This is a genomic window from Spirillospora sp. NBC_01491, from assembly GCF_036227065.1.
GTDB lineage: Bacteria > Actinomycetota > Actinomycetes > Streptosporangiales > Streptosporangiaceae > Spirillospora > Spirillospora xylanilytica.
The window spans coordinates 6,648,149-6,673,603 of record NZ_CP109432.1 but is presented as its reverse complement, the minus strand read 5'-3'; the positions used below and the strand labels follow the sequence as shown (position 1 = coordinate 6,673,603).

General features: G+C 71.6%; 27 protein-coding genes. 12 read left to right on the top strand and 15 right to left on the bottom strand.

Going from position 1 to position 25,455, the window contains the following annotated elements; genetic code table 11:
• Window positions 1–279 precede the first annotated feature (279 nt).
• Entirely contained in the window at window positions 280–1,080 is an 801-nt protein-coding gene (locus OHA34_RS31005; RefSeq protein WP_329519690.1) for an enoyl-CoA hydratase/isomerase family protein, read from the bottom strand.
• A 164-nt stretch (window positions 1,081–1,244) separates the two neighbouring features.
• Between OHA34_RS31005 and OHA34_RS31000 the strand changes: the two genes are divergently transcribed.
• The gene (locus tag OHA34_RS31000; RefSeq protein WP_329519689.1) at window positions 1,245–2,582 is read left to right on the top strand and encodes an ABC1 kinase family protein; all 1,338 of its coding nucleotides are present in this window, start codon (window positions 1,245–1,247) and stop codon (window positions 2,580–2,582) included.
• Window positions 2,583–2,936: 354 nt separating this feature from the next.
• On the opposite strand, the gene OHA34_RS30995 is transcribed toward OHA34_RS31000, so the two are convergent.
• The 5 genes from OHA34_RS30995 to OHA34_RS30975 form a co-directional block, all read right to left on the bottom strand.
• Entirely contained in the window at window positions 2,937–3,086 is a 150-nt protein-coding gene (locus OHA34_RS30995) for a hypothetical protein (protein WP_329519688.1), read from the bottom strand.
• Between the two features lie 142 nt (window positions 3,087–3,228).
• Window positions 3,229–3,507, bottom strand: coding sequence for a WhiB family transcriptional regulator (locus OHA34_RS30990; protein ID WP_285937815.1), 279 nt, complete (start codon window positions 3,505–3,507; stop codon window positions 3,229–3,231).
• A 122-nt stretch (window positions 3,508–3,629) separates the two neighbouring features.
• Entirely contained in the window at window positions 3,630–3,983 is a 354-nt protein-coding gene (locus OHA34_RS30985; RefSeq protein ID WP_285937817.1) for a hypothetical protein, read from the bottom strand.
• Between the two features lie 167 nt (window positions 3,984–4,150).
• Window positions 4,151–5,014, bottom strand: coding sequence for an acyl-CoA thioesterase II (tesB, locus tag OHA34_RS30980; protein WP_285937818.1), 864 nt, complete (start codon window positions 5,012–5,014; stop codon window positions 4,151–4,153).
• A 146-nt stretch (window positions 5,015–5,160) separates the two neighbouring features.
• On the bottom strand, window positions 5,161–7,236 hold the full coding sequence (locus tag OHA34_RS30975) for an ATP-dependent DNA helicase UvrD2 (protein ID WP_285937819.1): 2,076 nt from the start codon (window positions 7,234–7,236) through the stop codon (window positions 5,161–5,163).
• Window positions 7,237–7,376: 140 nt separating this feature from the next.
• Here OHA34_RS30975 and OHA34_RS30970 point away from each other — a divergent pair, with 140 nt between their 5' ends.
• Complete coding sequence (locus tag OHA34_RS30970; RefSeq protein WP_285937820.1) at window positions 7,377–7,667, top strand: mycoredoxin; 291 nt, start codon at window positions 7,377–7,379, stop codon at window positions 7,665–7,667.
• 123 nt (window positions 7,668–7,790) lie between these two features.
• Here the strand turns inward: OHA34_RS30970 and nudC are convergent, their stop codons facing one another.
• Together nudC and OHA34_RS30960 are read right to left on the bottom strand one after the other, a co-directional pair.
• On the bottom strand, window positions 7,791–8,702 hold the full coding sequence (gene nudC, locus OHA34_RS30965) for an NAD(+) diphosphatase (protein WP_285937822.1): 912 nt from the start codon (window positions 8,700–8,702) through the stop codon (window positions 7,791–7,793).
• An 81-nt stretch (window positions 8,703–8,783) separates the two neighbouring features.
• The gene (locus tag OHA34_RS30960; protein WP_285937823.1) at window positions 8,784–10,181 is read right to left on the bottom strand and encodes a dipeptidase; all 1,398 of its coding nucleotides are present in this window, start codon (window positions 10,179–10,181) and stop codon (window positions 8,784–8,786) included.
• Between the two features lie 70 nt (window positions 10,182–10,251).
• Between OHA34_RS30960 and OHA34_RS30955 the strand changes: the two genes are divergently transcribed.
• The gene (locus OHA34_RS30955; protein WP_443029596.1) at window positions 10,252–10,599 is read left to right on the top strand and encodes a DUF4031 domain-containing protein; all 348 of its coding nucleotides are present in this window, start codon (window positions 10,252–10,254) and stop codon (window positions 10,597–10,599) included.
• A gap of 60 nt (window positions 10,600–10,659) precedes the next feature.
• On the opposite strand, the gene OHA34_RS30950 is transcribed toward OHA34_RS30955, so the two are convergent.
• On the bottom strand, window positions 10,660–11,268 hold the full coding sequence (locus OHA34_RS30950; protein ID WP_285937824.1) for an HD domain-containing protein: 609 nt from the start codon (window positions 11,266–11,268) through the stop codon (window positions 10,660–10,662).
• A 135-nt stretch (window positions 11,269–11,403) separates the two neighbouring features.
• On the opposite strand from OHA34_RS30950, the gene OHA34_RS30945 reads away from it, so the two are divergent.
• The 4 genes from OHA34_RS30945 to OHA34_RS30930 are packed head-to-tail and all read left to right on the top strand — an operon-like array spanning window position 11,404 to window position 17,054.
• Window positions 11,404–12,555 (top strand): ATP-grasp domain-containing protein, encoded by a 1,152-nt coding sequence (locus tag OHA34_RS30945; RefSeq protein ID WP_329519687.1) that lies wholly within the window; start codon window positions 11,404–11,406, stop codon window positions 12,553–12,555.
• Window positions 12,552–14,189 carry an IucA/IucC family protein gene (locus OHA34_RS30940; protein ID WP_329519686.1) on the top strand — a complete coding sequence of 546 codons (1,638 nt, stop codon included), beginning with the start codon at window positions 12,552–12,554 and terminating at the stop codon, window positions 14,187–14,189. Before OHA34_RS30945 ends, OHA34_RS30940 begins: the two co-directional genes overlap by 4 nt.
• Entirely contained in the window at window positions 14,180–15,925 is a 1,746-nt protein-coding gene (locus OHA34_RS30935) for an IucA/IucC family protein (protein ID WP_329519685.1), read from the top strand. The genes OHA34_RS30940 and OHA34_RS30935 overlap by 10 nt, the downstream gene beginning before the upstream one ends.
• A gap of 13 nt (window positions 15,926–15,938) precedes the next feature.
• A complete protein-coding gene (locus OHA34_RS30930; protein WP_329519684.1) occupies window positions 15,939–17,054 on the top strand; it encodes an alanine racemase in 1,116 nt (371 codons plus the stop codon).
• A gap of 186 nt (window positions 17,055–17,240) precedes the next feature.
• Here the strand turns inward: OHA34_RS30930 and OHA34_RS30925 are convergent, their stop codons facing one another.
• Both OHA34_RS30925 and OHA34_RS30920 read right to left on the bottom strand, forming a co-directional pair.
• Complete coding sequence (locus OHA34_RS30925; protein ID WP_285937829.1) at window positions 17,241–17,426, bottom strand: DUF397 domain-containing protein; 186 nt, start codon at window positions 17,424–17,426, stop codon at window positions 17,241–17,243.
• Complete coding sequence (locus OHA34_RS30920; protein ID WP_329519683.1) at window positions 17,417–18,223, bottom strand: helix-turn-helix domain-containing protein; 807 nt, start codon at window positions 18,221–18,223, stop codon at window positions 17,417–17,419. The genes OHA34_RS30925 and OHA34_RS30920 overlap by 10 nt, the downstream gene beginning before the upstream one ends.
• A 163-nt stretch (window positions 18,224–18,386) precedes the next feature.
• Between OHA34_RS30920 and OHA34_RS30915 the strand changes: the two genes are divergently transcribed.
• From OHA34_RS30915 to OHA34_RS30905, 3 genes are all read left to right on the top strand, one after another.
• The gene (locus OHA34_RS30915; RefSeq protein ID WP_329519682.1) at window positions 18,387–18,785 is read left to right on the top strand and encodes an ATP-binding protein; all 399 of its coding nucleotides are present in this window, start codon (window positions 18,387–18,389) and stop codon (window positions 18,783–18,785) included.
• Window positions 18,786–18,876: 91 nt separating this feature from the next.
• On the top strand, window positions 18,877–19,419 hold the full coding sequence (locus OHA34_RS30910; protein ID WP_285937832.1) for a hypothetical protein: 543 nt from the start codon (window positions 18,877–18,879) through the stop codon (window positions 19,417–19,419).
• Window positions 19,420–19,498: 79 nt separating this feature from the next.
• Window positions 19,499–20,008 carry a hypothetical protein gene (locus tag OHA34_RS30905; protein WP_329519681.1) on the top strand — a complete coding sequence of 170 codons (510 nt, stop codon included), beginning with the start codon at window positions 19,499–19,501 and terminating at the stop codon, window positions 20,006–20,008.
• 162 nt (window positions 20,009–20,170) lie between these two features.
• On the opposite strand, the gene OHA34_RS30900 is transcribed toward OHA34_RS30905, so the two are convergent.
• Entirely contained in the window at window positions 20,171–20,626 is a 456-nt protein-coding gene (locus tag OHA34_RS30900) for a MarR family winged helix-turn-helix transcriptional regulator (RefSeq protein WP_285937834.1), read from the bottom strand.
• Window positions 20,627–20,733: 107 nt separating this feature from the next.
• Between OHA34_RS30900 and OHA34_RS30895 the strand changes: the two genes are divergently transcribed.
• Window positions 20,734–21,312 carry a hypothetical protein gene (locus OHA34_RS30895; RefSeq protein ID WP_285937835.1) on the top strand — a complete coding sequence of 193 codons (579 nt, stop codon included), beginning with the start codon at window positions 20,734–20,736 and terminating at the stop codon, window positions 21,310–21,312.
• Between the two features lie 70 nt (window positions 21,313–21,382).
• Here the strand turns inward: OHA34_RS30895 and OHA34_RS30890 are convergent, their stop codons facing one another.
• Both OHA34_RS30890 and OHA34_RS30885 read right to left on the bottom strand, forming a co-directional pair.
• Window positions 21,383–22,399 carry a CU044_5270 family protein gene (locus OHA34_RS30890; RefSeq protein WP_329519680.1) on the bottom strand — a complete coding sequence of 339 codons (1,017 nt, stop codon included), beginning with the start codon at window positions 22,397–22,399 and terminating at the stop codon, window positions 21,383–21,385.
• Window positions 22,399–23,010, bottom strand: a complete 612-nt coding sequence (locus OHA34_RS30885) for an RNA polymerase sigma factor (RefSeq protein WP_329519679.1) — start codon at window positions 23,008–23,010, stop codon at window positions 22,399–22,401. The genes OHA34_RS30890 and OHA34_RS30885 overlap by 1 nt, the downstream gene beginning before the upstream one ends.
• 150 nt (window positions 23,011–23,160) lie before the next feature.
• On the opposite strand from OHA34_RS30885, the gene OHA34_RS30880 reads away from it, so the two are divergent.
• Window positions 23,161–23,574: a VOC family protein gene (locus OHA34_RS30880; protein ID WP_329519678.1), complete on the top strand. Its 414-nt coding sequence runs from the start codon at window positions 23,161–23,163 to the stop codon at window positions 23,572–23,574.
• A gap of 38 nt (window positions 23,575–23,612) precedes the next feature.
• Here OHA34_RS30880 and OHA34_RS30875 read toward each other — a convergent pair whose 3' ends face one another.
• Complete coding sequence (locus OHA34_RS30875; RefSeq protein WP_329519677.1) at window positions 23,613–25,082, bottom strand: HNH endonuclease signature motif containing protein; 1,470 nt, start codon at window positions 25,080–25,082, stop codon at window positions 23,613–23,615.
• Between the last annotated feature and the right edge of the window lie 373 nt (window positions 25,083–25,455).

The window sequence follows — 25,455 nt, the reverse complement described above, 5'->3', positions numbered from 1 at the left end:
TTACCTAAGGGCAAACGGTTTCCACCTGTTGTCCAAACCCTTTCCGCGCCGACACACGGACGCTTCCCGGGCTTCCTCCAGGGCCTGTCGGCACCGTTCGGCCCGACGTCTCGCGGGCCACTCGGGCCGTCCAGGCGCGAGATGGCGACGCGCCACCGGGGACCGCCCGAAAAGGTCAAGGAAGCGGTCCCCGATGGCGCGGAGTTCCTACTGGTATTCGATCAGTAACATAGCGTGACTGCATATCGAGAGGGTCGAACCGCGGTCCTCTCGGCGCTGTCACTCTCCGGTGAACTCGGGACGGCGCCGCTCCCGCTGGGCGGTGATGCCCTCCAGCATGTCCCGGGATGTCATGGTGACCGGCTGGGCGAGCGACTCCCAGCGCAGCGCCGCGTCCATGCCGCTGTGGCCGCCGGCCGACAGCGCGACCTTGGTGAGCCGGGTCGCGATGGGGGCCTGCGCGGCGATCAGCTCGGCCACCGAGAGCGCCTCGGCGAGCGTCCGGTCGCGGGGCACGGCCCGGTTGACCAGCCCGGACGACGCGGCCTCGGTGCCGGTGACGGCCCGGCCGGTGAACAGCATCTCGCGGGCCAGCGGCAGCCCGGCAACCTCGGGCAGCAGCCAGGTCGCGGCCATCCCGGGGTGCAGGCCGAGCGCGGTGAACGGGACGAGGAGCTTGGCGTCCTCGGCGGCGTACCGCAGGTCGCAGGCAAGCGCGAGGCAAAGCCCGGCGCCGACGGCGTGCCCGTTGAGGGCGGCGACGGTCGGCACCTCCAGGTCGCGGATCGCCAGCCACGTCCGGTAGAACTCCAGCATCCGGTCGCGCAGCGCGGGCACCGTCCCGGCGTTCTTGTCCGCGAGCCAGGACAGGTCGCCGCCCGAGCTGAAGGCGCTGCCCGCGCCGGTCAGCACCACGCAGCGCAGGCCCGCGTCGGCCCGCAGGGCGGCGATGGCGGTCCGCCAGGCCGCGGTCATCTCGTCGGACATCGCGTTCCGACGATCTGGATCATTCAAGGTGAGAACGGCGATTCCATCGGAACGACGGTCGACCAGGAGCGCATCAGACAGCTTCTCGGACATGGGGCGCACCGTACCGAATGTCACCGAGGCCACCTTTGGCCGGGCGTGAGAAAGCGCACACTTACGCCGTTGCCGCAGGTCGGTGCCGCGCACCGGTCCGGCGGGTGAGGAATACTTTGAGTCGTTGTGGCGCGAACGAGACCGAATCACCGACAATGGGGTCCGTGAGCGATCTCCCCCGCCGCGCGGTGACGCGGTCAGCAAAGCTGGCGTCCCTCCCCCTCGGATTCGCCGGGCGCACCGCCCTGGGCGTCGGGAAACGCACACTGGGCAGGCCGGCCGAGGCGGTCGCCGTCGAGATCCAGCAGCGCACCGCCGAACAGCTCTTCAAGGTCCTCGGAGAGCTCAAGGGCGGCGCGATGAAGCTCGGCCAGATGCTGTCGATCTTCGAGGCGGCGCTGCCGCCCGAGATCTCCGGCCCGTACCGGGCGACCCTGACCAAGCTCCAGGAGGCCGCGCCGCCGCTGCCGGCCTCCGCCGTGCACAAGGTGCTCGCCGAGGGCCTCGGGGCCGAGTGGCGCGACCGGTTCGAGTCGTTCGACGACCAGCCCGCCGCGGCGGCGTCGATCGGCCAGGTGCACCGGGCCGTGTGGGCCGACGGCCGCGAGGTCGCGGTCAAGGTGCAGTACCCCGGCGCCGGCAAGGCGCTGATCAGCGACTTCAACCAGCTCGCCCGGCTCGGCCGGCTGTTCGGCATCCTGATGCCGGGCCTGGACGTCAAGTCGATGCTCGCCGAGCTCAAGGAGCGGGTGGTCGAGGAGCTCGACTACACCATCGAGGCCGCCTCGCAGACCACGATCCGCGAGGCGTTCCTGGACGACCCCGACTTCTACGTCCCCGAGGTGGTGGCGCAGGCCGGGAACGTGCTGGTCACCGAGTGGATCGACGGCACCCCGCTGTCCAGGATCATCAGCGACGGCGAGCAGGAGACCCGCGACCACGCCGCGCTGCTGTACTGCCGGTTCCTGCTGTCGGGCCCCAAGCGCGCGGGACTGCTGCACGGCGACCCGCACCCGGGCAACTTCCGGCTCCTGGCCGACGGCCGCCTCGGCGTGCTCGACTTCGGCGCCGTCGACCGGATCCCCGCCGACTTCCTGCACCGGATGGGACGGCTGCTGCGCATCGGCACCATGTCCGACATCACCGAGATCGAGGACGCGCTGCGGGACGAGGACTTCATCCGCGAGGGCGTCGACATCGACACCGAGTCGCTCCAGGCCTTCCTGGCCCCGATCACCGAGCCGTTCGTCAACGAGACCTTCGCGTTCAGCCGCGAGTGGCTGCGCGGGATGGCCGCCCGGGTCACCGACCTGCGTCCGACCAACGTCGTCCGGCAGCTCAACCTGCCGGCCGAGTACGTGATCGTGCACCGGGTGCTGTCGGCCGGCACCGGAGTGCTCTGCCAGCTCGAATGCGACATCCCGGCCCGCGCCGAGTCCCTGAAGTGGATTCCCGGCTTCGCCGACGACGCCGACGAGGCCGACGGCGAGCTGGTCGGCTGACCGCCCGCGCCGCCCGCGCCACCGGCGCCGCCTGGACGCGCGGCAGAGACGAGCAGCGGGGCCCCGCGCACTGATGAGGTGCGCGGGGCCCCGTTCACACACGTCCGGTAAGGGAGACACCGGCCGTGCGGGAGGCCCGCCGGGAGGCGCGCGGCCCGCCAAACCATCCAAGAAGGACGGGCACCAGGGCCTGCGACCGTACGGGCCGAGTAGCGGATTCGGACGGGCTGATCTCTGACAGATCGGTTTCGGATCGGTCCGGTGGACGGTCCTGGCGGTTCGGATCTCCTGTCGGTTCGGATCTTCTGTCGGACCGGTCCTCACCGCCCGTTCTGCCTGGGCGCAGATTCGTGGTCAGCGGCCGGGCGCGTACGGCTCCCCGGCGGAGGTCGGTGCGAGCAGAGCGCGGCGCACGCGGGCGGCCCGCGTGCGGGCGTCCCGGCGGGCCCGACGCACGGCGCGCACTCGCGCCGCCCGCTGGAGCCGCTCGGCCTCCTCGGTCAAGCCCCGTATTCGCTCACGGGACGGTTCCTGGTCGAGCATCATCATCGTGTTCTTCCTCGCGGCCCGGGTGTGCGGTCCCCGCGCGGGGACCGCACACCCGGACGTGGAACGGCGGAGTTCCGGCATGACGGGCATCAGGGCCTCACACGGCCACTTCGTCCGGCACCGGGTGCTTGCGCGGACGGCCGCGCGGGCGCTTGCGCGGCACGATCACGCCGCGGACGAACAGTTCGCCGCCCCAGACGCCCCAGGGCTCGTTGCGCTCGAGAGCACCGGCGAGGCACTCCTTGCGGAGCGGGCACTCCAGGCACAGGGCCTTGGCGAGCTCGACGTCGGCGGGCGCCTCGGCGAAGAACAGCTCCGGGTCGGTCCGGCACGGAAGCGTGAGGTCCTCTTCGCTTACTGCGAGAGCCCCCTGCATCACAGTCACCCTGGTTCCTCTCGTTGAATATCAACGGGTCGTGTCGGTAGGTAGTCCGGGCAAATAAAGAAGGCCGCGGATCCGGTTACGGATCCGCGGCCTGGGGGCTTGCCGGTGTCTTGCTAGACCGGTGGCCTCCAGGGGTACGGACCCGACGCGCCACTCCGCAGGGAAGCGGCGGCCGTGTGGGCCGTGGCCGGAGCCTGCGGAAGATTGGCTTCGCCGTTGTGCGCGAAGACACTTCCGCCCTGCTCGTCCTGGATTCGCTGCTCGTCGCGTAGATCACGCAGTCGCAGGGCGAGGTCGCCGAAGCGTCCCTCGACCATGTCGGACTCGTGCATCCATGCCGCGCCGCCATAGCGCTTGCCCACACCGTTCAGCGGTGCCGGGGCGGACGCGAAGGCGGGCCTCGCCGAATCGCCGAGGCAGGCGGGCATCCAGGACTGGCCTGATTTGTTCATCAATGCGTTGTTCACCGGATGCACACCACCTTCCTGGCTCATCGGGGCCCGTCACCGGATGAAGATCCGGGGGCCGGGCCGTTTGATTGCTCGCATCGAGAGTACGGCGACTGCGGCGAATCAATCAAGATATTTTTGACCTGCGGTTTTGTGGGTGACCTCACTCGCCCCGCCCGCGGCCGTCAGGAATCGGAGACGCGGACGAGCCCCTCCTGCATCACCGACACCACCAGCTCGCCGGAACGGGTGAAGACCTGACCCCTGGCCAGGCCGCGCGCGCCGCCCGCGAACGGGGTGTCCTGGTAGTAGAGCAGCCAGTCGTCGGCGCGGAACGGCCGGTGGAACCACATCGCGTGGTCGAGGCTGGCCCCCATCGTGCGCTTGTCGCCCCAGGCCAGGCCGTGGTTGAGCAGCACGGTGTCGAGCAGGGTCATGTCCGAGGCGTAGGTCATCAGGCACACGTGCAGCAGCGGGTCGTCGGGCAGCTCGCCGTCCACCTTCAGCCACACCGTCGACTCGGGCGTGGCGAGCTCGGCGTCGCCGGCCGCCTCCCAGGTGAGCGGGCTGGCGTGCCGCACATCGAACGGGCGCCGGTTCACGAACTCGGCCGCGACCCGCTCGCCGAACAGCGGCGTCAGCCGCTCCAGCGCGTGCGGCAGCGTCTCGGGCTCGGGCGCGGCGGGCATCGCGGCCTGGTGGTGCGGGCCGTCCTCGACGATCTGGAACGACGCCGACAGCGTGAAGATCGCCTTGCCGTGCTGGATCGCGGTGACCCGGCGGGTGGTAAAGGACCGCCCGTCCCTGACCCGGTCGACGGTGTAGACGATCGGGACCAGCGGATCGCCGGGCCGGATGAAGTAGGCGTGCAGCGAGTGCACCGGCCGGTTCACCGGCACGGTGCGGCCCGCGGCGACCAGCGCCTGCCCGGCGACCTGCCCGCCGAAGACGCGCTGCTGGCGGTCCTCGGGACTGCGCCCGCGGAAGATGTCGTTCTCGATCTGCTCGAGGTCCAGCAGGTCGATCAGTGCCTTCAGAGTCTCCTTCACAGCGGCCAGTCTCCCAAAGGGGCCCCTGTGAGCGGTGTCTCACCCCTCCCGCACCTGGTGGACGCGGTGGCGCGAGGGTGCGAGAGGGCGGTGCGCGGGCGCGAGGCGGCGCGGGGCGCGGGGGCCGGGCACCGGGCGCCCGGGGGTCAGGGGCCGCAGAGGGCCAGGACGGCGGCGCCGTACTTGTCGATCTTCACCTTGCCGACGCCGGGGATCTGGGCCAGCTCCTCCAGGGAGCCGGGGTCGCGTTCGGCGATGGCCTGGATGGTGGCGTCGGTGAAGACCACGTAGGCGGGGACGCGCTGCTCGGACGAGACGCCGGCGCGCCACTCCTTGAGGGCGATGAGCAGCTCCTCGTTGAGCTCGACGGGGCAGTCCTCGCAGCGGCCGAGCTTGCGTTCGACGGCGGCGGTGAGCGGCCGGCCGCAGACGCGGCAGGGCTGCGGGCCCTTGGCGCCTCGGCGCTTGCCGCGGTCGACGCGGGCCGGGGTGTGCGTGGTGGTCTTGCCGGTGAGCCCGTCGAGGAAGCGGGACGGGCGGCGGCGCCGAGCCCCGCCGGGCGACCGCGACAGCGCCCACGACAGCGACAGGTGCGCACGGGCGCGGGTCACGCCGACGTAGAGCAGGCGGCGCTCCTCCTCGATCTGCTCGGGCGTCTCGGCGTAGATGATCGGCAGGGTGCCCTCGACCAGCCCGGCCAGGAACACCGCGTCCCACTCCAGGCCCTTGGCGGCGTGCAGGGAGGCCAGCGTGACGCCCTCGAGCGGCGGGGCGTGCTGGGCGGCGGCGCGCTCCTCCAGCTCGGCGACGAACTCGGGCAGCGCGGCGCGCGGGTCGGCGGCGGCCATGTCCTCGGCGAGCTGGGCGAGGGCGGCCAGCGACTCCCAGCGGGCGCGGGCGACGCCGGCGCCCTCGGGAGCCCGGTCGCTGAAGCCCGCGCCGGACAGCACGTGCCGGACGGTCATGATCAGCCCGGTGCCGTCGGTCTCGGCGTCGGCGCCGGCGCGGGCGGCGCCGCGCAGCCGGATGACCGCCTCGCGGACCTCGGGGCGCTCGAAGAACCGCTCGGCGCCGCGCAGCACGTACGGGACGCCGGCGGCGGCGAGCGCCGCCTCGTAGTTCTCGGACTGGGAGTTGATCCGGTAGAGGACGGCGATCTCGCGGGCGGGCACGCCCTCGTCGACGAGCTTGCGGGCGCGGCGGGCGATGTCGTCGGCCTCGGCGACCTCGTCGTCGTACTCGTTGAAGATCGGCTCGGGGCCGGGCGGGCGCTGCGCCACCAACTCCAGCCGGTAGCTCTGGGCCGCGGCGCCGCGGGCCTGGCCGATGACGCCGTTGGCCAGCCCGACGACCTGGGGCGTGGAGCGGTAGTCGCGGGTCAGCTTGACGAGCTTGGCGTCCGGGTGCTCGCGGGTGAAGCCGAGCAGGTGCGCGGGGCTCGCGCCGGTGAAGGAGTAGATCGTCTGGTTGGGGTCGCCGACCACGCACAGGTCGTCGCGGTCGCCGAGCCAGGTGTCGAGCAGCAGCTTCTGGAGCGGGTTGACGTCCTGGAACTCGTCGACGACGAAGTAGCGGTACTGCTCGCGGACCTGCCGGGCCACCTCGCGGTGCTCGGTGAGCACGGCGGCGGTCAGCTCGAGCATGCCCTCGAAGTCGAGCAGGTTGCGCTCGCGGCGGAGCTGCTCGTACATCGCGTAGACGCGGGCGACGTCGATCACGTCGGCGGGTGTCTTGCGGACGGACGCGGCGACCGCGGCGGCGTAGTCCTCCGGGCGGTTCTGGGTGACCTTGGCCCACTCGATCTCGGCGGCGATGTCGCGCAGCTCGCCGCGGCCGAACGAGAGCCGGCAGGACCGCGCGGCGTCCGCGACCAGGCCGATCTTGGAGTCGATGATCTTGGGTGGCTCGCCGCCGACGACGCGCGGCCAGAAGTAGGTGAGCTGGCGCAGCGCCGCGGCGTGGAAGGTGCGGGCCTGCACGCCCGGCGCGCCGAGCTCGCGGAGCCGCCCGCGCAGCTCGGCCGCGGCCCGGTTGGTGAACGTCACGGCCAGCACCCGCTGCGGCGCGACGACGCCGGTCAGCGTGGCGTAGGCGATCCGGTGGGTGATCGCCCTGGTCTTGCCGGTGCCGGCGCCCGCGAGCACGCACACCGGACCGCGCACCGCCTCGGCGACCTCGCGCTGGTCAGGGTCCAGGCCCTCCAGCACCCCTTCAGCCAACATGCCCCCATCCTTGCAGCCGCCGCCGACCGGATCCGCACGGCGCACCACTGTGGATAACCTCCGGAATGCGGGCCGGAGATCGTATGTTCTTCTTTACGCGGTATTAAACAGATCATTTGAACGAGGGAGACGACGCACCGATGGCGACGCCGACCACCCAGCGGGCCAAGGGCCCCACCGGGCAGCTGACCATGTACACGACCACGTGGTGCGGGTTCTGCCGGCGGCTGAAGAGCCAGCTCGCCCGCGACGGCATCGAGATGGCGGAGGTCGACATCGAGCGCGACCCGGCGGCGGCCGAGTTCGTGATGAGCGTCAACGGCGGGAACCAGACCGTCCCGACCGTCACCATCGGCGACACGATCGTCCTCACCAACCCCAGCGCCAAGGAGGTCAAGCGCCATCTCGCCGAGCTGGCCTCGGAGGGCTGACGCCACCCCGCCAAGGCCCGCCGTCCCGGCACGGGGCGGCGGGCCTTGTTGCGTTCAGACGTCGCGCTCAGACGTCGCGCCCGAAAACCACGGGTTCAGGACACCGCGCTCGGAGCGGCGCGCTCAGAAGTGCGGCATGTTGGGGAGTTCGCCGCCGTACCAGCGCATGATGAGCTGGGCGGCGATGGACAGCGGGCCGGGGGCGACGATCTCGCCCGCCTCGACGGCCTCGCGCAGTTCGGCGCGGGTGTACCAGGCGGCGTCCAGGATCTCTTCGGGGTCGGGGCGCAGTGGGACGTCGCCGTCGGCCTTCGCAGTGAAGCCCAGCATGAGGCTGCGCGGCAGCGGCCACGGCTGGCTGCCCAGGTAGCGGACGTCGCGGACCGCGAGCCCGACCTCCTCCATCACCTCGCGGGCGACGGCCTGTTCGAGGGACTCCCCCGGCTCGACGAACCCGGCCAGGATGGACCGGCGGTCGGCGGGCCACTGCGGGCCGCGGGCCAGCAGGATCCGGTCGGCCGCGTCGGTCACCAGCATGATCACGGCGGGGTCGACGCGGGGGAAGTGATCGGACCCGTCCTCGGTGCACGTGCGCACGTGGCCGGCCGACCTGACCTCCGTCGGTGCGCCGCAGCGCGGGCAGAACAGGTGGGTCGCGTGCCAGTGCTCCAGCGCGACGACGAACGTGAGCAGGCCCGAGTCGCGGTCGTTCAGCAGCGCGCCGACGCGGCGGAGCCCGGCGGGTTCGGTCCCCTCGATCGCCGGCAGCGGGGCGGCGGTCCCGAAGTAGGCGACGCCGGCCGGGTCGACGCCGAGCAGCCAGCGGTCGCCGGGCGGCGCGTCCCCTGGCGGGACGAACACCAGCGCGGGGTCCGGGTCGTGCGACACGAGCGAGCGCCCGTCCTCGACCACCAGCACCCGGGTGCGCGGGTCCGCCCAGGCCGTCTTCAGCCAGGCGTCGTCCCGGCGGCGCAGGGCGACCCGGTCAAGGGTGCCTCGCGCCAGGGCCAGCCATTCGAGGGGCGTCTCGGTCACGTGTCTCGATCTCCTTCATCCGGGTGCCGGTCGGGTGTCCTGCCTGGTGGCGGGCGCGGCGGGCGCCCGCCGGCCTTCTGGTCAGCGCAGCGCGGTGGCGAGTTCCTCCCACAGGTAGGCCGCCGCCTCGGCCCCCTTCAGCAGCAGCGGGAGCTCGACCTTCTCGTTCGGCGCGTGGATGCGGTCGCCGTTGAGGCCGACGGCGACGAAGATCAGCGGGGCGTCCAGGATGTCGGCGAGGTCGGCCTCGGGGCCGCTGCCGCCCTCGCGGGTGAACAGCACCTCGGTGCCGAACGCCCGCTCCATCGCGCGCCGCGCGGCCCGGACGCCGGGCGAGTCGATCGGCGAGAAGCACGGCCGGACGCCGCCGCCCGGGACGCGCACCTCGGCGGCGACGCCGTGCGGGGTGTGCTCGTCCACCCAGACCTTGAACGCCTCCTGGACCGTGACCGGGTCCTGGCCGGCGACCAGCCGGAACGAGATCTTGGCGTGCGCCTCGCGCGGGACGATCGTCTTGCCGCCGGGGCCGGTGTGCCCGCCCCACAGGCCGTTGACTTCGGCGGTCGGGCGGGCCCAGATCCGTTCGAGCGTGCTGAAGCCGCGCTCGCCGTGCGGGGCGCGGCTGTCGCCGGCGGTGCGCAGCCAGGCGTCCTCGTCGAAGGGGAGGCGGGCGAAGAGCTCGCGCTCGGCCTCGGTCAGCGGGACGACGTCGTCGTAGAAGCCGGGCAGGGTGACGCGGCCGTCGGCGTCGTGCAGCGCGGCGAGCAGGGACGCCATCGCGTGCAGCGGGTTCGGCACGGCGCCGCCGAACGAGCCGGAGTGCAGGTCGGTGGCGGGCCCGCGGAGCGTGACCTCGACCTCGGCGAGACCGCGCATGCCGGTGCACATCGAGGGGACGTCCGCGGCCCACATCGTGGTGTCGCTGATCACGACCGCGTCGCAGCGGAGCCGGTCGCGGCGGGCGCGCAGCAGGCCGGCGAAGTGCACCGAGCCCGACTCCTCCTCGCCCTCGACCAGCATCTTGATCGTGACGGGCGGGGCGGCGGCGCCGGACGCGGCCAGCCCGGCGCGGACGCCGAGGGTGTGGAAGAACACCTGCCCCTTGTCGTCGGAGGTGCCGCGGCCGATGAGCCGGTCGCCGTCCTCGACGGGGGTGAACGGGTCGGTGTCCCACTCGGCGCGGGGCTCGACGGGCTGCACGTCGTGGTGGCCGTAGACCAGGACGGTGGGCGCCGCGGGATCGGCGGCGGGCCATTCGGCGAAGACCGAGGGGAGCCCGGGGGCCTGCGGCGTCCCGGTCTCCCAGACCTCCACGGTCGGGAACCCCTGGGCGTTCAGGTGGGCGGCGAGCCAGTCGGCCGAACGCCGCACGTCGCCGGCGTGCGCCGGGTCGCCGGATATCGACGGGATCGCGAGCCATTCCTTGAGGTCAGCGACGAACCGGTCCCGGTTGGCAGTGATATATGCCGCTGCGTCCATCTGCGTGCCCCTTCGCATGTCGTACTGTCTGGCACTGTACGAGATCGGCTCTGTGTCCTTTGGAGTTGTGGTGATCCTGATCGATCCGCCGTTGTGGCCGGCGCGTGGGCGGGTGTGGTCGCACATGATCAGCGACATGTCGTTCGCGGAGCTGCACGCGTTCGCGGCAGGGCTGGGCATGCCGGTTCGGGCGTTCGAGCGCGACCACTACGACGTGCCGTCCGAGCTGTACGAGTCGGCGTTGACGCTGGGGGCCCAGGCCGTGGGCTGCCAGGAGCTGCTGTCGCGGCTGACCTGCGCCGGGCTGCGCCGGCGGAAGGTCGTGCGGTCACGCCGCCCGGAGCGACCCGCCACGCTAGAGCGGCCCGCCACGCTGGAACAACCGGCCACGCTGGAGCGGCCCGCGACGCTTGCCTAGGAACAGGCCGCCACGCTTGCCTAGGGACAGGCCGCGCCGCCTGCCTTGGGACGGGCCGTCTCATGCGTTGAGCAGCAGTAGTTCGGTCTCGATGTTGTGCCGGGCGCGCTGCTCGAAGCGCTCCTGGGCGGCGGGCGTGTGGAAGAGGACGGGCAGGGCGAGGAGGCCCTGGAGGACCTCGGCGCGTCCAGCCTTGAAGAACTCGTCGGGGACGAACCCGTACTCCTCCCGCACGGCCGCCGCGTAGGCGGCGTAGCGGGCCGGGTCCGTGCCCAGGACGGCCAGGTCGGCGTCGCAGAGCACCTGGCCGTTGCGGTCGGCGGGCTCGGGAGCGTGCGTGGTGGTGAGCTCGACCAGCCGGACGACCTCGGTGACGGTCGCGTCCGGCAGGTCGGTGTCGGCGAGCATGCGGGCGGCGAGCCGGGCGCTGCGTTCCTCGTTGTCGGCGCGTTCGGGGTCGTAGACGGCGTCGTGGAACCAGGCCGCCAGCCGGACGGCGTCGGGCTCGGCGGCGTCGCCGGCCAGCTCGTCCACCAGGTCGAGGACGGCGGTGAGGTGCTCGCGGGTGTGGTAGCGGCGGTGCGGCTCGGCGTAGCGGGCGTCCAGCTCGGCGCCGATGTGCCGGGTCTGCGGTCCGGCCAGCGCGATCCACCGGTCGAGGAGGTCCATGGCCCCATCCTCTCGAAAGCCGGACGCGCCGGGACACGCGGTGTCATCGTTCTTGCACGCGCTCCGGCCCCCCGCCACTATGGTCTTCGAGTTAGGCAAGCCTTACCTCACTGACCTCGATGTGGAAGGGTGGCCGTGGCCGCCTCGCTCTGTCTCGTCGCCGGCAAGGCGACCGACTCGGTGACGTACGGGTTCCTGCCGGCCGCCCAACGGCTCGGGCTGGACGTGGTCCTCCTCACCGACCGTCCGGCCGCCCATGCCGGAGCCGACCGCACGGTCGTCGAATGCGACGTCACCGACTTCCGGGAGATCATCGCGTGCGCGGCGGCGCCCGCGGCGGTGTTCTCCAACAGCGACTTCCTCCAGGCGCCCGCGGCGCTGGCCGCCGCCTATTCCGGGCTGCCCGCCAAGGACTGGCGGGCGGCGACCCGGGCCAAGAACAAGTCGCTCATGCGCGGTCACCTGGCGGGCCTCGATCCGGTGTTCGCGGCGGATCCGGACGGGAACGGGGTGCCGGACGGCGCGCCCTACCCGCTCGTCCTCAAACCGCGAGAGGGCGTGGCCAGCGAGGACGTCTTCCTCGTGCGCGACGCGCGTGAGCTGGCCGCACGGCGCGACGAGATCCGGGCTCGGCGGGACGATCCGCTCATCGCCGAGGAGTATCTTCCGGGCGCGCTGCACACGCTGGAGACGCTGGGTGACGGCAGCGAGCTGCGCGTGCTGGGGTCGTTCCGCACGAGGGTGTCGCCGCCGCCGTACTTCATCGAGGAGCGCCTGGAATGGGCTCCCCCGCCGCCGGAGACCGGGCAGGTGCTGGCACAGCTCGAGCGGCTGGGCGTGGGGTTCGGCGCGTGCCACACCGAGTTCGTCGTGCACGAGGGACGCGCCCGGATCATCGAGGTCAACTACCGGCTCATCGGCGACCACTGCGACTTCCTGATGGCCGACCTGCTGGGCGTTCCGCTGTTCGAGCAGATCCTCCGCGTCCACCTGGGCGAACGGCTGGACGCGGAACGGCCCCGGCCGCGGTCCCGGCGGCACGCTGTGGCCGAGGCGGTCATCGCCGACCGCGCGGGCACGCTCACCGGCGCCCCCGGCCCCATGGAGGTGACCGATGGGGCCGTACGCGTCGCGTACCGGCCACAGCGCGCCGTCGGCGACGCCTTCCCCTTGACCCGCACCAACCGGGACTACCTGGGCACGATCCGCGCGATCGGGCCGGACGCGGACGGCATCGAGGCCGCCATCGCCCGATTCCGCGCCGCCCACTCGTGGACGATCGCGTGACCGCGGAGGGCTGCGAAGGGGTGTCGGGGGGCGAGGGCGTGCTGGCCGCGCGGGTTCTGGACGCGCTCGTGCGCGAGGACTACGCGGGGTTGCGGGGCTTCGTCGACCGCGACCGGCGGCTGCTCCGGTTGGCGGGGCGGCCCGTACGGCTGCTGGACGCGCGCCCCGGGTTCCTCGCGGATCTGATCGTGGACCCAGGCCAAGGGCTGCGGTTGGACGAGGTGTTCGCTGCCGTGCGGGCACTGGCCGATCCGCGTGACGACGTGGCGGCGTTCGAGCGGGAGTGCGAGTCCGCGCTGGCGACGCTGCGGTTGCATGAGCAGGAGCGTCCGGCGGTGCTGCGGCGGCTGGGACGGGTTCCCGAGGAGCTGCGGCGCGGGCCGGGCCCCTTCTACGAGACGCTCGCCGCGTTCACCGACCATCCCGTCCACCCGACGGGACGCTCCCGGGCCGGGCTGAGCAGGGCCGACCTGAACCGGTACGCGCCGGAGTTCGGGCCGGTGTTCCCGCTGCGGTGGGCGACGGTCCCGCGTTGTGAGGCGACGCTGGCGGGCGTGCGTCCGGACTGGTGGCCGGACGGGCCGGACGGTCGGACGATGTTTCCCGTGCATCCGCTGACCGCGCCCTTCCTCAAGGAGCTGCCGGGCGTGACGGTCGACGCGGAACCGTTCCTCCAGGTCGTCCCCACGCTGTCGATGCGAACCGTGGTGGCGGGGCCGTTCACGCACCTGAAGATGCCGCTGCCGACGAGCACGCTCGGCCTGCGCAACCGTCGGACGATCGTGCCGGGCACGCTGCCGGACGGTGCTCTCACGGAACGGATCCTGCGCCGCGTGGTCGCACACGAACCGGACCTTCCACTGCTGCTCGCTGACGAACAGACCTATGGCCACGCCGGATCTCCCCTCCTGGGCTACCTGGTCCGGCGCTTCCCCGAGCAGACCGCGCGGGCGCACGTGGTGCCGGTCGCAGCCCTGCTGGCGGAGGCTCCGGAGGGCGGGTGCGTGATCGAACGCTGGGATGTGCCGTCCCTCTTCGGCGCCTACCTGGACGCGTTGCTGACCCTGAACGTCGCGCTCTTCCGCTATGGAATCGCGCTGGAGGCGCATCAGCAGAACGTGTCACTGGTCCTGTCCGGTGGCACCGACGGCGACGGTGCGGGTGGTCTGCTTCGCCTGCTGGTCAAGGACTATGACGGGACGCTGATCGATCCCGTCCGGCTGCGGGAGCGGCTCGGACCCGGGGACGGTGACAGGGACGGGGACAGGGACGGCGCCGACCCGGGTGGCCTCATCGACCGGCGGATGACGACGCGCGACCCGGAGGCCCTCGCGCGCGTCTTCGTCACCATCACCCTGCACCTGTGCGCCGCCGCGCCCGCGTTCGGGCTGGCGGAGCGGGGCCTGCTGCCGTTGCGGACGGGTCTGGCGATGGTCCGCGACCGGCTCGACGCGGCGCTCGGCCCACAGGACGCGTTCCTGCGCGCCCGCACCCTGGACGCGGCGCGCCTGCCGGGAAAGGCCATGGTCACCGCCGGGACCCTCGTCGACAAGGCCAGGACGGGCGCGGCCGACATCAACAAGCACTACGGCCCGCTCGGGCCCAACTACCTTCGGGACGGAACGTGCTGCTGACGAAACGGGCGCTGTGCGCCGCCGACGCCACCGCCACCGCGCTGCTCAACTGCCTGGTCAGAGAGGTCTGCGCGCCCGATCGGCAGGTGTGGCCGGACGGGGGGCGCCTCGTGGTCCGGCTCCCCCGCGCGGGGGTGCTGCTGCGCGCCGGCCTCGCCCGTCCCCCGGCCGGCCCGACCTGGCGCCTGACGCCGCCCTACGAGGAGCGGCGCGGGGACGGCGGATGGATCGCCGCCGGATGGGACCGGCTGGCGGACCTGGTCGCCGGAGAGCTGGAACTGGCGACCGGCCGAGCCAACCCCGAGTTCCTGGCGCAGGTCGGCGACAGCCACGCCGCGCTCGTCGCCATCCTGTGCGCACGCGACGCACACGACGCGGACGACGCGGACGACGCGGACGGCCCAGATGGCGGGGACGGCTCGCCCAGTACGCCCGGTGCACGCGCAGGGCAGCGCGTGCGTGAGCCGGAGGCCGGTCTGCCGGAGCGGATCGGACGGTATGTCGAGTCGGAGCAGGCCATGGTGGCGGGGCATCGGTTCCATCCGTCGCCTAAGGCCCGGCAGGGGGACGTCGCGCGATGGCTTCCCTATGCGCCGGAAGCGCGGGCCCGGTTCAGGCCGCACTGGCTCGCCGTGCGGGAGGAGCTGCTCGCCGAGGAGGGCGACGCGGAGGCGTTCGCGTCGCTGGAGCGTCTCGGGCCGCGTGTCCCTGCGGGGCATCGGCTACTGCCCGCGCATCCGTGGCAGCTCTCTCTACTGGACGACCGTCCGGTGCTGCGTCGCGCACTCGGCGAGGGGCTCGTCCAGGACCTCGGGCCGTCCGGGCCAGAGGTGGTCGCCACGTCTTCGGTCCGAACGGTCTACGTCCCAGCGGCGGACGTGTTCTGCAAATTCAGCCTGGACGTGCGCATCACCAACTGCGTGCGCAAGAACGCGTGGTACGAGCTGTCCGGCGCGGTGGTCCTAAACCGGCTGCTCGGTCCCGTCTTCGCGGCGCTGGGGAAGCGCTTCGATGGTTGCGTCCTTCTAGGCGAGCCCGCGTACCGCAGTGTGGCACTGGCCGATCCGCGCCTGTTCGAGGGGCTCGGCGTGATCCTCCGCCAGGGCGTCGGCGGCCTGTCCGGCACTCCCCTACTGGCGGGCGCCCTGGCCGATCCGTACGGGACGGTCCTGAGCGGGCTGCCCGCTCTCGCCACCCCCGACGGGGCACTGGCCTGGTGGGACGCCTACGTGGCGCGGGTTGCGCCGCCGGTGCTGCACGCCTACCTGGACCACGGCGTGATCCTCGAACCGCATCTCCAGAACGTCCTGGTCTCCGTGGACGCCGACGGGATGCCGATCCGGGCCGTCTTCCGCGACCTGGAGGGGACCAAGCTCGCCTCCGGACGCTGGGACGAGGCGACGGCGGGCCTGCCGTCCCGGGTGCGGGAGGCGCTGACCTACGAACCTGGGCGCGGCTGGAACCGCGTCGTCTACTGCCTGCTCGTGAACCATCTGGCCGAGATCGCCGCCGCCGTCGCCGATCTGCATCCGGAGCTGGACGGGGACCTGTGGCCGACCGCCCGCCGCCATTTCGCGTCCGCGTCGGACCGTCCGGAGATGCGCGCGCTGCTGGCCGGGGTCCCGCTCCCCGCGAAGGCGAACCTGCGCGCCCGCTGGGGCCGTACCGCCGACCGGGAGGCCGTCTACGTACAGGTCGCCAACCCGCTCGCCCCGTCCACGCCGTTCCCTGGTTGAGGCGGCGCCGTCCGTGGAGCTGCCTGCACATGTCGCCGCCTATGTGCGGCGCCTGGATCGCTACCCCGCCTACGTGTACGACCTGCGCGGCCTGAGCGCGCACGCCGCCGCGATCCGCGCCGCGCTGGGCCCGGTGGAGCTCTTCTACGCGGCGAAGGCCAATCCGGACCCGGAGATCCTGCGGACGCTGGAACCCCATGTGGACGGCGTCGAAGTGTCGTCCGGCGGCGAACTCGCCCACGTGCGCGAGACTCTGCCGAACGTCCGCCTCGCCTACGGCGGCCCCGGAAAATCGGACGACGAGATCGCACTCGCCATGCGGCTGGCCGTGGAGCGGATCCACGTGGAAAGCCCGAACGAACCGGCACGCCTGGCCGAACTCGCGTCCGGGCGTCCCGTGGACGTCCTGCTGCGCGCCAACCTCGCGATCGCGCTTCCCGGTGCGGCCCTGACGATGAGCGGCCCGTTCGGCATGGACGAGGACACGCTGGACGTGTGCGCGCGTGAGATCGCCCGTACGCCCGGCATCCGGCTGCGCGGCGTCCACGCGCACCTGGCGTCGGGCCTGGACGCGCCCACGATGCTCGACCTCGCCGGGCAGGTCACCGGCTGGGCGCTGCCCTGGCTCGCGGCGCGCGGCGTCCGCCGCCCAGAGGTGAACGTGGGCGGCGGCATGGCGGTCGACTACCGCTCCCCAGAAGCCCGCTTCGACTGGACGGCCTACGGGCGTGGCCTCCCCAGGGACGGCACCGTCCGGCTCAGGATCGAGCCTGGACGGGCCGTCACCGCTTACCACGGCTGGTACGTGACGGACGTGCTGGACGTGAAGACCACCCACGGCGAGATCTACGCGATCCTGCGCGGCGGGACGCACCATCTGCGCACGCCCGTCACCAAGGGCCACGACCAGCCGTTCGCCGTCCCCGCCTCCAGCGGCCCGCCTGCCGGGCGCGCGACGCTGGTGGGGCAACTGTGCACCCCCAAGGACGTCTTCGCCCGCCACGTCACCGTTCCGGCCCTCCGGCCCGGGGACGTGGTGGCGTTCGGCATGGCGGGCGCATACGCGTGGAACATCTCGCACCACGACTTCCTCATGCACCCGAAGCCGACCTTCCACCACCTCCGCTAGTCGCCACAGCCCGGCCGCCACACGGCCGGCACGAGCGGCTGATCGACGGGCTGCTCACCCTGGCCGGCGGCGAGAGCACCGTGATCGGGTCCGCCCCGCTCGACCTCGCCGCCGCCCAAAGCCGCCCAGGCGTGAGCCCGCTGCCGGCGCGTCCCCACCCGGCATGCGCGACGTGCCCGCCGGGACCTACCGGCCCCGGATCTCCTCGGCCAGCCGCCGGAACCCCGCACTGCTCACCAGCAACGCGGGCCCACCCGGATCCTTGCTGTCCCGAATCGCCACCACCGCCGAAACCCGAGCGACCTCCACACAGTGGCCGCCGTTGTCACCGCTGCGCGAGGACTTCCGCCACCGCGCGTTGTTCAACTCCATTTTTCCGCCGCCACCTTTTTAATAAGTTCGATCGACTGCCCGAGGGGATAGGCATGAGCCTGAATCAATGCGAAAATCTCCCCGAGACGAATGATGTCCTCACGGTCGACGGTCGTCTCACCACGCAGAACACCATCCCTGTATGCTACCTCGTTCCCACCCGCGAAGGTACCTATCACGAACGGCCCGGACAGCCCTCCATGCTGGACGCACGGGACAATCTGAATTCTCACCCGGTGTGATGACAAGGCGACCAGATGTCCGAGCTGATCGCGCATGACACCCCTCCCGCCGATGTCCCGATAGAGCACCGACTCGTCGATAACGCACAGCAGATTGGGCGGCTCCGGCTCACTCCGCGTGAGAATCTTCTGCCGCACCATTCGCGTGTCGGCCGCTCCCTCATTTCCGTCCAGCAGGGCGGTCGCGTACGCGGGGGTCTGCAACAGCCCGTCGACGGCGAGCGGCTGGTAGCTGCGGATGTGCATCGCGTCCGGCTCACGCTTGAACCAGTCGGTGAACCAGGTCGGAACGGCCCCCACGCCCTTGAACAGGCCGTCCCACAGGCGGGTCAGCGCGTCCCGGGCGTCCAGGGCGCGGTCCGCCTCGACGGCCATCTTCCGGTCGCAGCCCGACTCGGCCCGTTCGACCGCGCTGATGGTGCTCTTCGCGTACGGGATCTTCTGGCTGAGCTGGAGGCAGGAGAATCCGGCCGCCTCCCGGTAATGCCGCAGTTCGCTCCCGAAGAGCGCTTCCCGCGATTCCCAGGGACGTAGGTCATTCGGTCGCTGCGGCATCCGCTGCTCCCCTCGTCGGCCCGGCCGGTGATGGCCGGTGATGGCTGGTGACGCGATCCGCACGGCCGAACTTCGGCCGGTCACCGTGTTCTTCCGGTCACACAGCGTGCCATAGGGGTGATGATTTCGACTGGCAGTCGGACAACATTCCAAAGGTCGTCCCATGATCGACATAAACGCTCGCACACACGCAACGGCCGCGACGCTCGTCCTCGCGCCGACCGACCGGGCGCCCGCCGCGGCGCGCGCATTTCTCAGCGAGGTGTTCCGACAACGGGGCCTCGGCGACGATTACGTGGCGCGGCTCGTGATCACCGAACTCGTCACCAATGCCTACAGGCACACGGGCACGAAGATGATCGTGGCGCTGGTCCGAACCGAGAACGGCCCACCCGTCATCGAGGTGTGGGACCAGTGCGACCGGCTGCCCGACGTACGGCCGGCCGATCAGACGGCGGAGTCCGGGCGCGGGCTGCCGATGCTGTCGATGCTCGTCCATGAATGGGGCACCCGCCCGCTGGTGGAGGGCGGCAAGGCCGTATGGGCCCGACTCATCGACTGACCCGCACCGGGAGCCGGAAGAACCCGCGGAGCAGAGCGTTCAGCCACCGCACGTCCGCCCGGGGAGGTCACCTCGCCTTTAACCTCGCCAGGTGAACATCGCCAGTGCCACACGAGTCGTGCACGCGCTCGCGTCCAGCACCCCACATATGGATCTGCCGTACTTGTACTCCTGGCCCCGGATCGCCGCGCGACTGCTCCAGGACGGCTGCCGGTGGCCGGCTCTGACCGAACTCGCCGCCATCGACGGCCCATCCGACCAGGATGCCGTCCTTGAGGAGAAGGTGGCCCGCCTGGCGCAGCAGACCCGAAGCGGCATCGGACCGGCATTGAACATCTGGGACATCGCTGCCGGGCTGATCGCCTGCATCTGGAAACATGGCGACTACGACGCCGGCGACGCGATCGCTCACCTCGACAGCCTGTGGAGCATCGCGCGACACTCGGACATGAAGCCGGGCTTGCGGCCCGAAGGCGTGAACATCATCGGTGAAGGCGTCGCGTTGTGGGCCGGCTTCGCCCACGTCGACGTCACCGCGGAAGCGGAGCAGGTACTGACCCGAGCGGTTCCGCTCATCCCTCCGGACCCGTTCAGCGCCCCGGTCTGCCACGCCGTCCTCGACGGCTTCTCCTGACAGGACTCACCCGTGTGGGGGATCTGGTCGACTCTGTGAGGGGAGTCGGGCGACCCGCTGGACCAGCAGGATCTTGGTCATGAGCCTGACTGTTTCGAACGTTCCGCGCTGGGCACTGTGGGCCGGACACACCGCGGCACTGGTCGCCCTACCCTCAAGCCTGTGGCGGATCGGGCTCGCCCTCGGCCACCCCCTCGGATACACCCAACAAGGACTCCACGACCTCGTCGGCACCGACCAGTGGGGCCCCGTCTACCTCGTCGCCCTCAGCGTCCTCGCGGAAATCGCCGCCATCCTCACACTCGCCCTCATCCACCCCTGGGGCGAAGTCGTACCGCGATGGGTGCCACGACTGGGCGGAACGACCATCCCCACCAAAGCCGTACTGATCCCCGCCTGGACCGCCGTCGCGATCCACACACTGCTCTGGACACAACTACTCTTCTGGTGGACCATCCCCCACCCCGGCATGACCGAACAAGGCCGCCTCCTCGTCGGACTCCTCTACATGCCACTCATCGCCTGGGCACCACTCATGGCCGCCACCACCATCGCCTACCAACGCCGCCGACGCACCCAGACAACCTGACAGCCTGGCCGAGCGAATCACGGTCCTGACGAGCCACCGCAGCAACCGCCACGCCTTGAGCTGGGCATCCGCCCGCTCACCCGGCCTCGCCCATGCGCCGCCAGGCCGGGACGAGCAGGGCCTGGCGGCGAAGCACACGCGATGTGGGCAGGGCGGGGACGGCTAGGCCGGGGTGCCACCGGTGTTCTGGATCAGTTGCTTGAGCACCTTCAGGGTGGTGACGTAGTCGGCGTCATCGATGTCCTTGTGGATGCGGACCCCGATCGTCGGCGCGTGCTCCTTGACTCCGGCACGGGCCTTGTCCCCCGGCTCGGTGATCCACAGCCGTTCGTCGGCGTCGCGGGTGATCCAGCCGCGCTCCAGCAGAACCTCCGCCTCCGCCTTCAGATCGTCTTCGGCCCTGAGGTAGGAGCTCATGGCCTGCTGGAGTTCGGGGATGGTCATGCCCTGGCCGTCGGGCGAGATGTCGTTCTTCGACAGGTTGCGCAGCAGCCAGAACTGAGGCTGGGTGAAGCCGATTTCGGCGAGCTGGTCCCGGATGTACGAGATGACGGACTCGTAGGCCAGCCCGGTCCAGTACGCGGCCGGCTGCGTGGCGGAGATGTGCGGCGTCGTCATTTTCGGTTCCCCCCTGGGAAGGTCGGCTGATGTGGGAACCGTAGAACCTCAAGCTCACTTGAGGGCAAGTCCGGCCATGTCGTACCCGCGGACTACGATCGCCGATCGTGAAGCTCGAAGATCAGCTATCGGTGTTGGCGGAGTCGGGCCTGCCGCTTTCAGCAGGCCGGACCGTCGCGGAGTTGTTGTACTCATTTCCACGAGAGGCGTACGAGCGTGAGCCGTTCTCCCTGGTGCTGTTCACCCTCGGCATCGAGGTCGAGAGCGAGCCGTGGGGACGGTGGTTCTGCGACCGGGCGTGGAACTTCGACACCGAGTGCGTCCATGGGCCGGGCGCGTACGTCAAGATCGCCAGGCAACTGAGCCGGATCGCCGGTCGGCCGGACGCTCTGGCCGACCTGCGCGACCATGTCGATCTCGACATCGGGGAGGCGTGGATCGAGTACGCGGTCGGCGATCGCCGGCGCCGCTGGGACATCCAGGTCAGCGACGACTGGGCCGACCTGACGGTGGTCAGTCACCTGATGGCCGAGCTGGAGCACGACGGCCGGCGATTCCATTCGATGGAGAACGGCCAGTCCATGGTGCTGTTCTTCCTCGACGACGTCACGGCCGGCCGGCTCAACGAGATCGCGGGCGAGCGTCAGGTCGTCGCCGTTCAGACTGAGTTGGTCGCCGGCTGGTGATGATGCGGTGTGGGTTCGGGCGACGGCGGCGGCCGGGGCCGGCCCCGGCCGCCGCCGTCGTCGATGCTTCCTAGGGCTTCTGTCCGGGGCTGTCGACGATGCCCGCCTTGAGACGGACGGTCAGGTTCAGGAGGTCGCCCTTCTTGAGCGCGACTTCACCGTCGTTGCCGCGGCTCTCGTGGTCCTTGACGACGACCGCGCGCTCACCCAGGTACTCGTAGGTCTTCGGGTTGATCAGCAGCTCCTTGTGCAGCCAGCCCTCCTGCGAACGGCCGAGTCCGATCGCGGGACGGCCCGCCGCGTCCGCCCGCCCGGCGGCGAGCGTCACACCCGGGATCACCTTGATCGCGCGGAACACCGCCGCCTCCGTCTTCGGTGGCAGCGGAGTCTCCCTGAGCACCGCACTGAGCATGGCGTACGCGGTCGCGTAGCGGCCCTCCGCCGTGCTGCCGAGCCCGCCCATGTCGGTGTAGAGCCGGCGCAGCAGCGCGCCCGGATCGGTCGGCAGCGCCACCAGCGAGGCGTAGTCGGACGGCGGGGTCGTCTGGGGGCCCGTCCCGATGGTCACCACCTTGCCGTGCTCCAGGTGTGCGGCCAGCTTGCCGTCCGCGCGCTTCCAGGTGCGTGTCACCACGCTCTTGGACGCGTCCTTGGAGACCGCTCCGTTCGGGGTGCTTCCCTCCCGCACCCGGGACTCCAGGTACACCCACTGATCAGGCCGGGGCGGGGTGAACGGGCGCTGCTCCGCCGCCAGCGCGGCCCGTTCGAGCGCCACCGACGCGTTGGCCACCGGCCCCGCGGGAATGCCGGGGAGCACCGGGCGAGGCCGGCCGTGCCCGTCCGTCCCTCCCGTCTGGACGACGGTGACGCCCACCGCGACCGCGGCGGCCAGGACGCCGACCGCCGCCAGCCGGACCGCCGGGCGCCGCAGCCGGAACCGCCGCGCCGGCCGGGCCTTCCCGCCCTCGGCGGGGGCGCCCGACAGCGCGGCGCGTTCCAGCAGCGCGGCGCGGGCCGAGGCACGCGCCGTGCCGGACGGTGCCGCGGGCTCGGCCCAGGTGTCGTGCAGAATCTCGAGGTCGTTCATCAGTTCAGGTCCTCTCTGAGCGGGTCGGTCTCGCCCAGCGCGGCGCGGATCTTCTTGCGGGCCCGGTGCAGTCGTGACCGCGCCGTCCCGTCCGGTATCCCGAGCGCCTCCGCGGCCCCCTGGAGACTGAGCTGCGCCCAGGCCACCAGCAGCAGGACGTCCCGGTCGCCGGACGACAGCGAGCCGAGCGCCGCCGCCAGCGCACCACGTGTCGCCCGCGCGTCGAGCCGTCCGGCGACCAGGTCGGCGTGCCCCTCGGCGACGGCGGGCACGCCGGTGCGGGCGAGCGCCCGGTACTGGCGCACCTCGGAGCGGTGGTGCCGGGAGATGAGGTTCGAGGCGATCCCGTACAGCCAGGGGCGCGCGTTGCCGCGCGTGACGTCGTAGCTCCCCCTCCGCCCGAAGGCGATGAGGAACGTCTCGGCCGCGACGTCGTCGGCGAGGCTCGCGCCGAGCCGCCGGGCCGCGTACCCGTGGACGGCGTCATAGTGCCGGTCGAAGACCTCGGCGAAGCATTCCGGCTCCTGCTGGGACCGCGCGATGATCGCGCCGTCCCCCTCACCGCGTCCGGCCGCCGTGCGCGGGTCCCGCGCCGGCGTCACCGTCGCCATGTCCATGCTTCTCGGTTCATGTCATGCCTTCCGCGTGGATGGTCACCCCTGCTTCGCCGATCCCCCGGCCCGCGTTCGCGGTGCGGTGCGGGAGAGCGGGGTGGGGCGGCTGCCAGCATCGGGAGTCGGAGCCGGGCTAGAAAGATCGGTATGGAACTCGCTCAGATACGCCTGATGGTGTCCGACTTCCCCGCGGTCTACCGCTTCTACCGGGACGTGCTCGGGCTCAAGCCGCAGTTCGAGGCCGAGAGCGGCCCGTACGCCAAGCTCAGCCCCGACACCGGACACGCCGCGATCGCGCTCCAGGACCGGGCGCAGATGGCCGAGGTGCTGGGGAAGCTGGCGGCGGAACCGGAGGGGTACCGCGTTCTGGTGGTACTGCGGGTGGACGACCTGGACGCCGCCCACGCCGAGCTCACCTCACGGGGGGCGGCGTTCACCCGGGCCCCGGGCCCGATGGGCGATCGGATGAGGGTCGCCTACCTGGAGGACCCGGAAGGGAATCTGATCGAGCTCCAGGAGTGGCTGGCGCTGCGCGAGCAGGCTGGTAACACGCCGGCGTAGCAGCGGGGTCCGTCCGCCGGGTCAGGCTGGGCGCCCGGTCATCGCCGGTCGGGCAGGGTGATGTGCCACCGGCCGGACGGAGTGAGCCAGACGAGGAGTCCGGGCCACGGCTGGGTGAGCCTCCACCCCGGCGTCTGTTTGGTCCGGTGATGGCGGCGGCAAAGCAGGGCGAGATTGCACGCGCACGTGACGCCCGGCCGCCACGGCACCGTGTGGTCAAGATCGCAGCGTCCGGACGGGTTGTTGCAGGTAGGGAACACGCACGTGGCGTGCCGCGCCTCGACCTCGCGGCGCACGGCGGCCGGCGGACGGTGCCCGGGATGCCCATGGCGGTCAGGCCCGCTGCCAGGACACACGGCGTCGCGCAGCTCGGCGATCCGGCCGGTCATCTCATCCAACGCGCGGGCGGTGTGAAGCGGAAGCGCATCGAGTCGTCCAGCGCGCCGCGCCCGCTCGGCGACAGCGGTGAGCCGCCCGTCGATGAGGGCGGCGAGTGCCTCGATGACGCCCGCCTCGCCGCGAAGCCCGTCGCCATCCCCGACCAGCGCCGGCACCCCGGCAGGGGCGGCGGGAGCACCGAGGTCAGGCTGAGCGGCACCTTCACTTCGGTGATTCGAGGGCATCCGCCGAGTGGGGGCGTCGCAGGTCTCTCCCCCATCGGCGGGCTGTCCGGCTTGAGCGAGCAGGGTGCGGACGGCGTCAGGGAGCGGCGCGCCGTGGAGGAGCTCTTTGGCCAGGTCGGCGCGGATCTGGTTGAGCGGACGGCTGTCACCGTCGCCCTTGAGCCCGTGGGCGGCTGCGCTGATCTTGTTGTAGATCGCGTGGGCGTCTGTGGCCGCCAGGTCCAGCAACGCCAGATTGGACGTTCCCGACGGCGTCTCCCACACCTCGAGCCGCCGGTTCTTCACCGTCGACGCTCGCCGGTCTTCGACGGCCGCGGGCGCGAGGCGCTCCACGATCCTGTTCACCTTGCGGCGGAGCTGTCCGGTGGTCTGGTCGGACGCGCCGTCCAGAACGGCCTGTTCGACACGTCCGGCGACGCCGTCGGGCATCCGGTCGGTCAGGTCGCAGATCACCCGCGCCTTCGACAGGTCGATGCGGCCCGTCTCCAACGCTCGCCGTGTTCCGGGGAGGTCGGTGCTCAGCCTCCCGGAGAGGTGCATCAGCGTCGCGGCGGCGTTCCCGGTGACGGTCAACGCGGCGGCGACCTCCTCAGTCGTCGACTCGAACGCGGACAGCACCCGGTAATCGGGATCACCGTCACGTTCGGCCCGCTCGCGGCGGTGGGCGAGCTCGGCGATCGCGGCCAGTTCACGTGCCTGCGCCCAAGCGGTCTGCCGACGCGCCGCCGCCGCCACCTCGAGAAGCTCAGGATCGGACAGGCCACCCAGCCGATCCCGGTCGCCCGACAGGCACACCGCCAACTGCGGCCCAGGAGGGAACCAGCCCCGACCATCCCATTCACTCTGCGCCTCAACGAACTCGGCGAGCTGCACGGGCATTCCCATCAGGAATTCACCCCCCTTCCATCAAACGTCTTTCTTCACCCTATTATCAGCACCGAGATCCTTTCAAGTGACATTTTGGACAGAATTGCATTCTAAATCTTCCTCACCTCAGCGCCATCTCCCCTGGATCCAGGCGGCCGTCCAACGCTTCTTGCGGGCCGAGGGCGGCTTTATCGGATAGGGGTGGCCAGGGCGGGTGGGCGGTTGCGGTGTCCTCTGCGGGCAGGCGCGAACGCACAGGTTGCCGGTCGGCGGGCGGCACGTTGGCCGAGGTCACAGGCGGGGATGAGTGGTCTGGTTGAAGGTCGGCGCGGGGCCAGGGCTTGGAGCGCGCGCTTCGCGCGCACCCGCACCGACGGCACGCCCCCAGCGC

Coding starts and splice junctions, on each gene's coding strand:
- OHA34_RS30875 (WP_329519677.1), bottom strand. CDS start 25,082: ATGGGAATGCCCGTGCAGCTCGCCGAGTTCGTTGAGGCGCAGAGTGAA.
- OHA34_RS30925 (WP_285937829.1), bottom strand. CDS start 17,426: ATGGAGTTGAACAACGCGCGGTGGCGGAAGTCCTCGCGCAGCGGTGAC.
- OHA34_RS30885 (WP_329519679.1), bottom strand. CDS start 23,010: ATGGCGACGGTGACGCCGGCGCGGGACCCGCGCACGGCGGCCGGACGC.
- OHA34_RS31005 (WP_329519690.1), bottom strand. CDS start 1,080: ATGTCCGAGAAGCTGTCTGATGCGCTCCTGGTCGACCGTCGTTCCGAT.
- OHA34_RS30970 (WP_285937820.1), top strand. CDS start 7,377: ATGGCGACGCCGACCACCCAGCGGGCCAAGGGCCCCACCGGGCAGCTG.
- OHA34_RS30975 (WP_285937819.1), bottom strand. CDS start 7,236: ATGTTGGCTGAAGGGGTGCTGGAGGGCCTGGACCCTGACCAGCGCGAG.
- OHA34_RS30920 (WP_329519683.1), bottom strand. CDS start 18,223: ATGCCGCAGCGACCGAATGACCTACGTCCCTGGGAATCGCGGGAAGCG.
- OHA34_RS30905 (WP_329519681.1), top strand. CDS start 19,499: ATGAGCCTGACTGTTTCGAACGTTCCGCGCTGGGCACTGTGGGCCGGA.
- OHA34_RS30990 (WP_285937815.1), bottom strand. CDS start 3,507: ATGCAGGGGGCTCTCGCAGTAAGCGAAGAGGACCTCACGCTTCCGTGC.
- OHA34_RS30900 (WP_285937834.1), bottom strand. CDS start 20,626: ATGACGACGCCGCACATCTCCGCCACGCAGCCGGCCGCGTACTGGACC.
- OHA34_RS30915 (WP_329519682.1), top strand. CDS start 18,387: ATGATCGACATAAACGCTCGCACACACGCAACGGCCGCGACGCTCGTC.
- OHA34_RS30950 (WP_285937824.1), bottom strand. CDS start 11,268: ATGGACCTCCTCGACCGGTGGATCGCGCTGGCCGGACCGCAGACCCGG.
- OHA34_RS30960 (WP_285937823.1), bottom strand. CDS start 10,181: ATGGACGCAGCGGCATATATCACTGCCAACCGGGACCGGTTCGTCGCT.
- OHA34_RS30880 (WP_329519678.1), top strand. CDS start 23,161: ATGGAACTCGCTCAGATACGCCTGATGGTGTCCGACTTCCCCGCGGTC.
- OHA34_RS30890 (WP_329519680.1), bottom strand. CDS start 22,399: ATGAACGACCTCGAGATTCTGCACGACACCTGGGCCGAGCCCGCGGCA.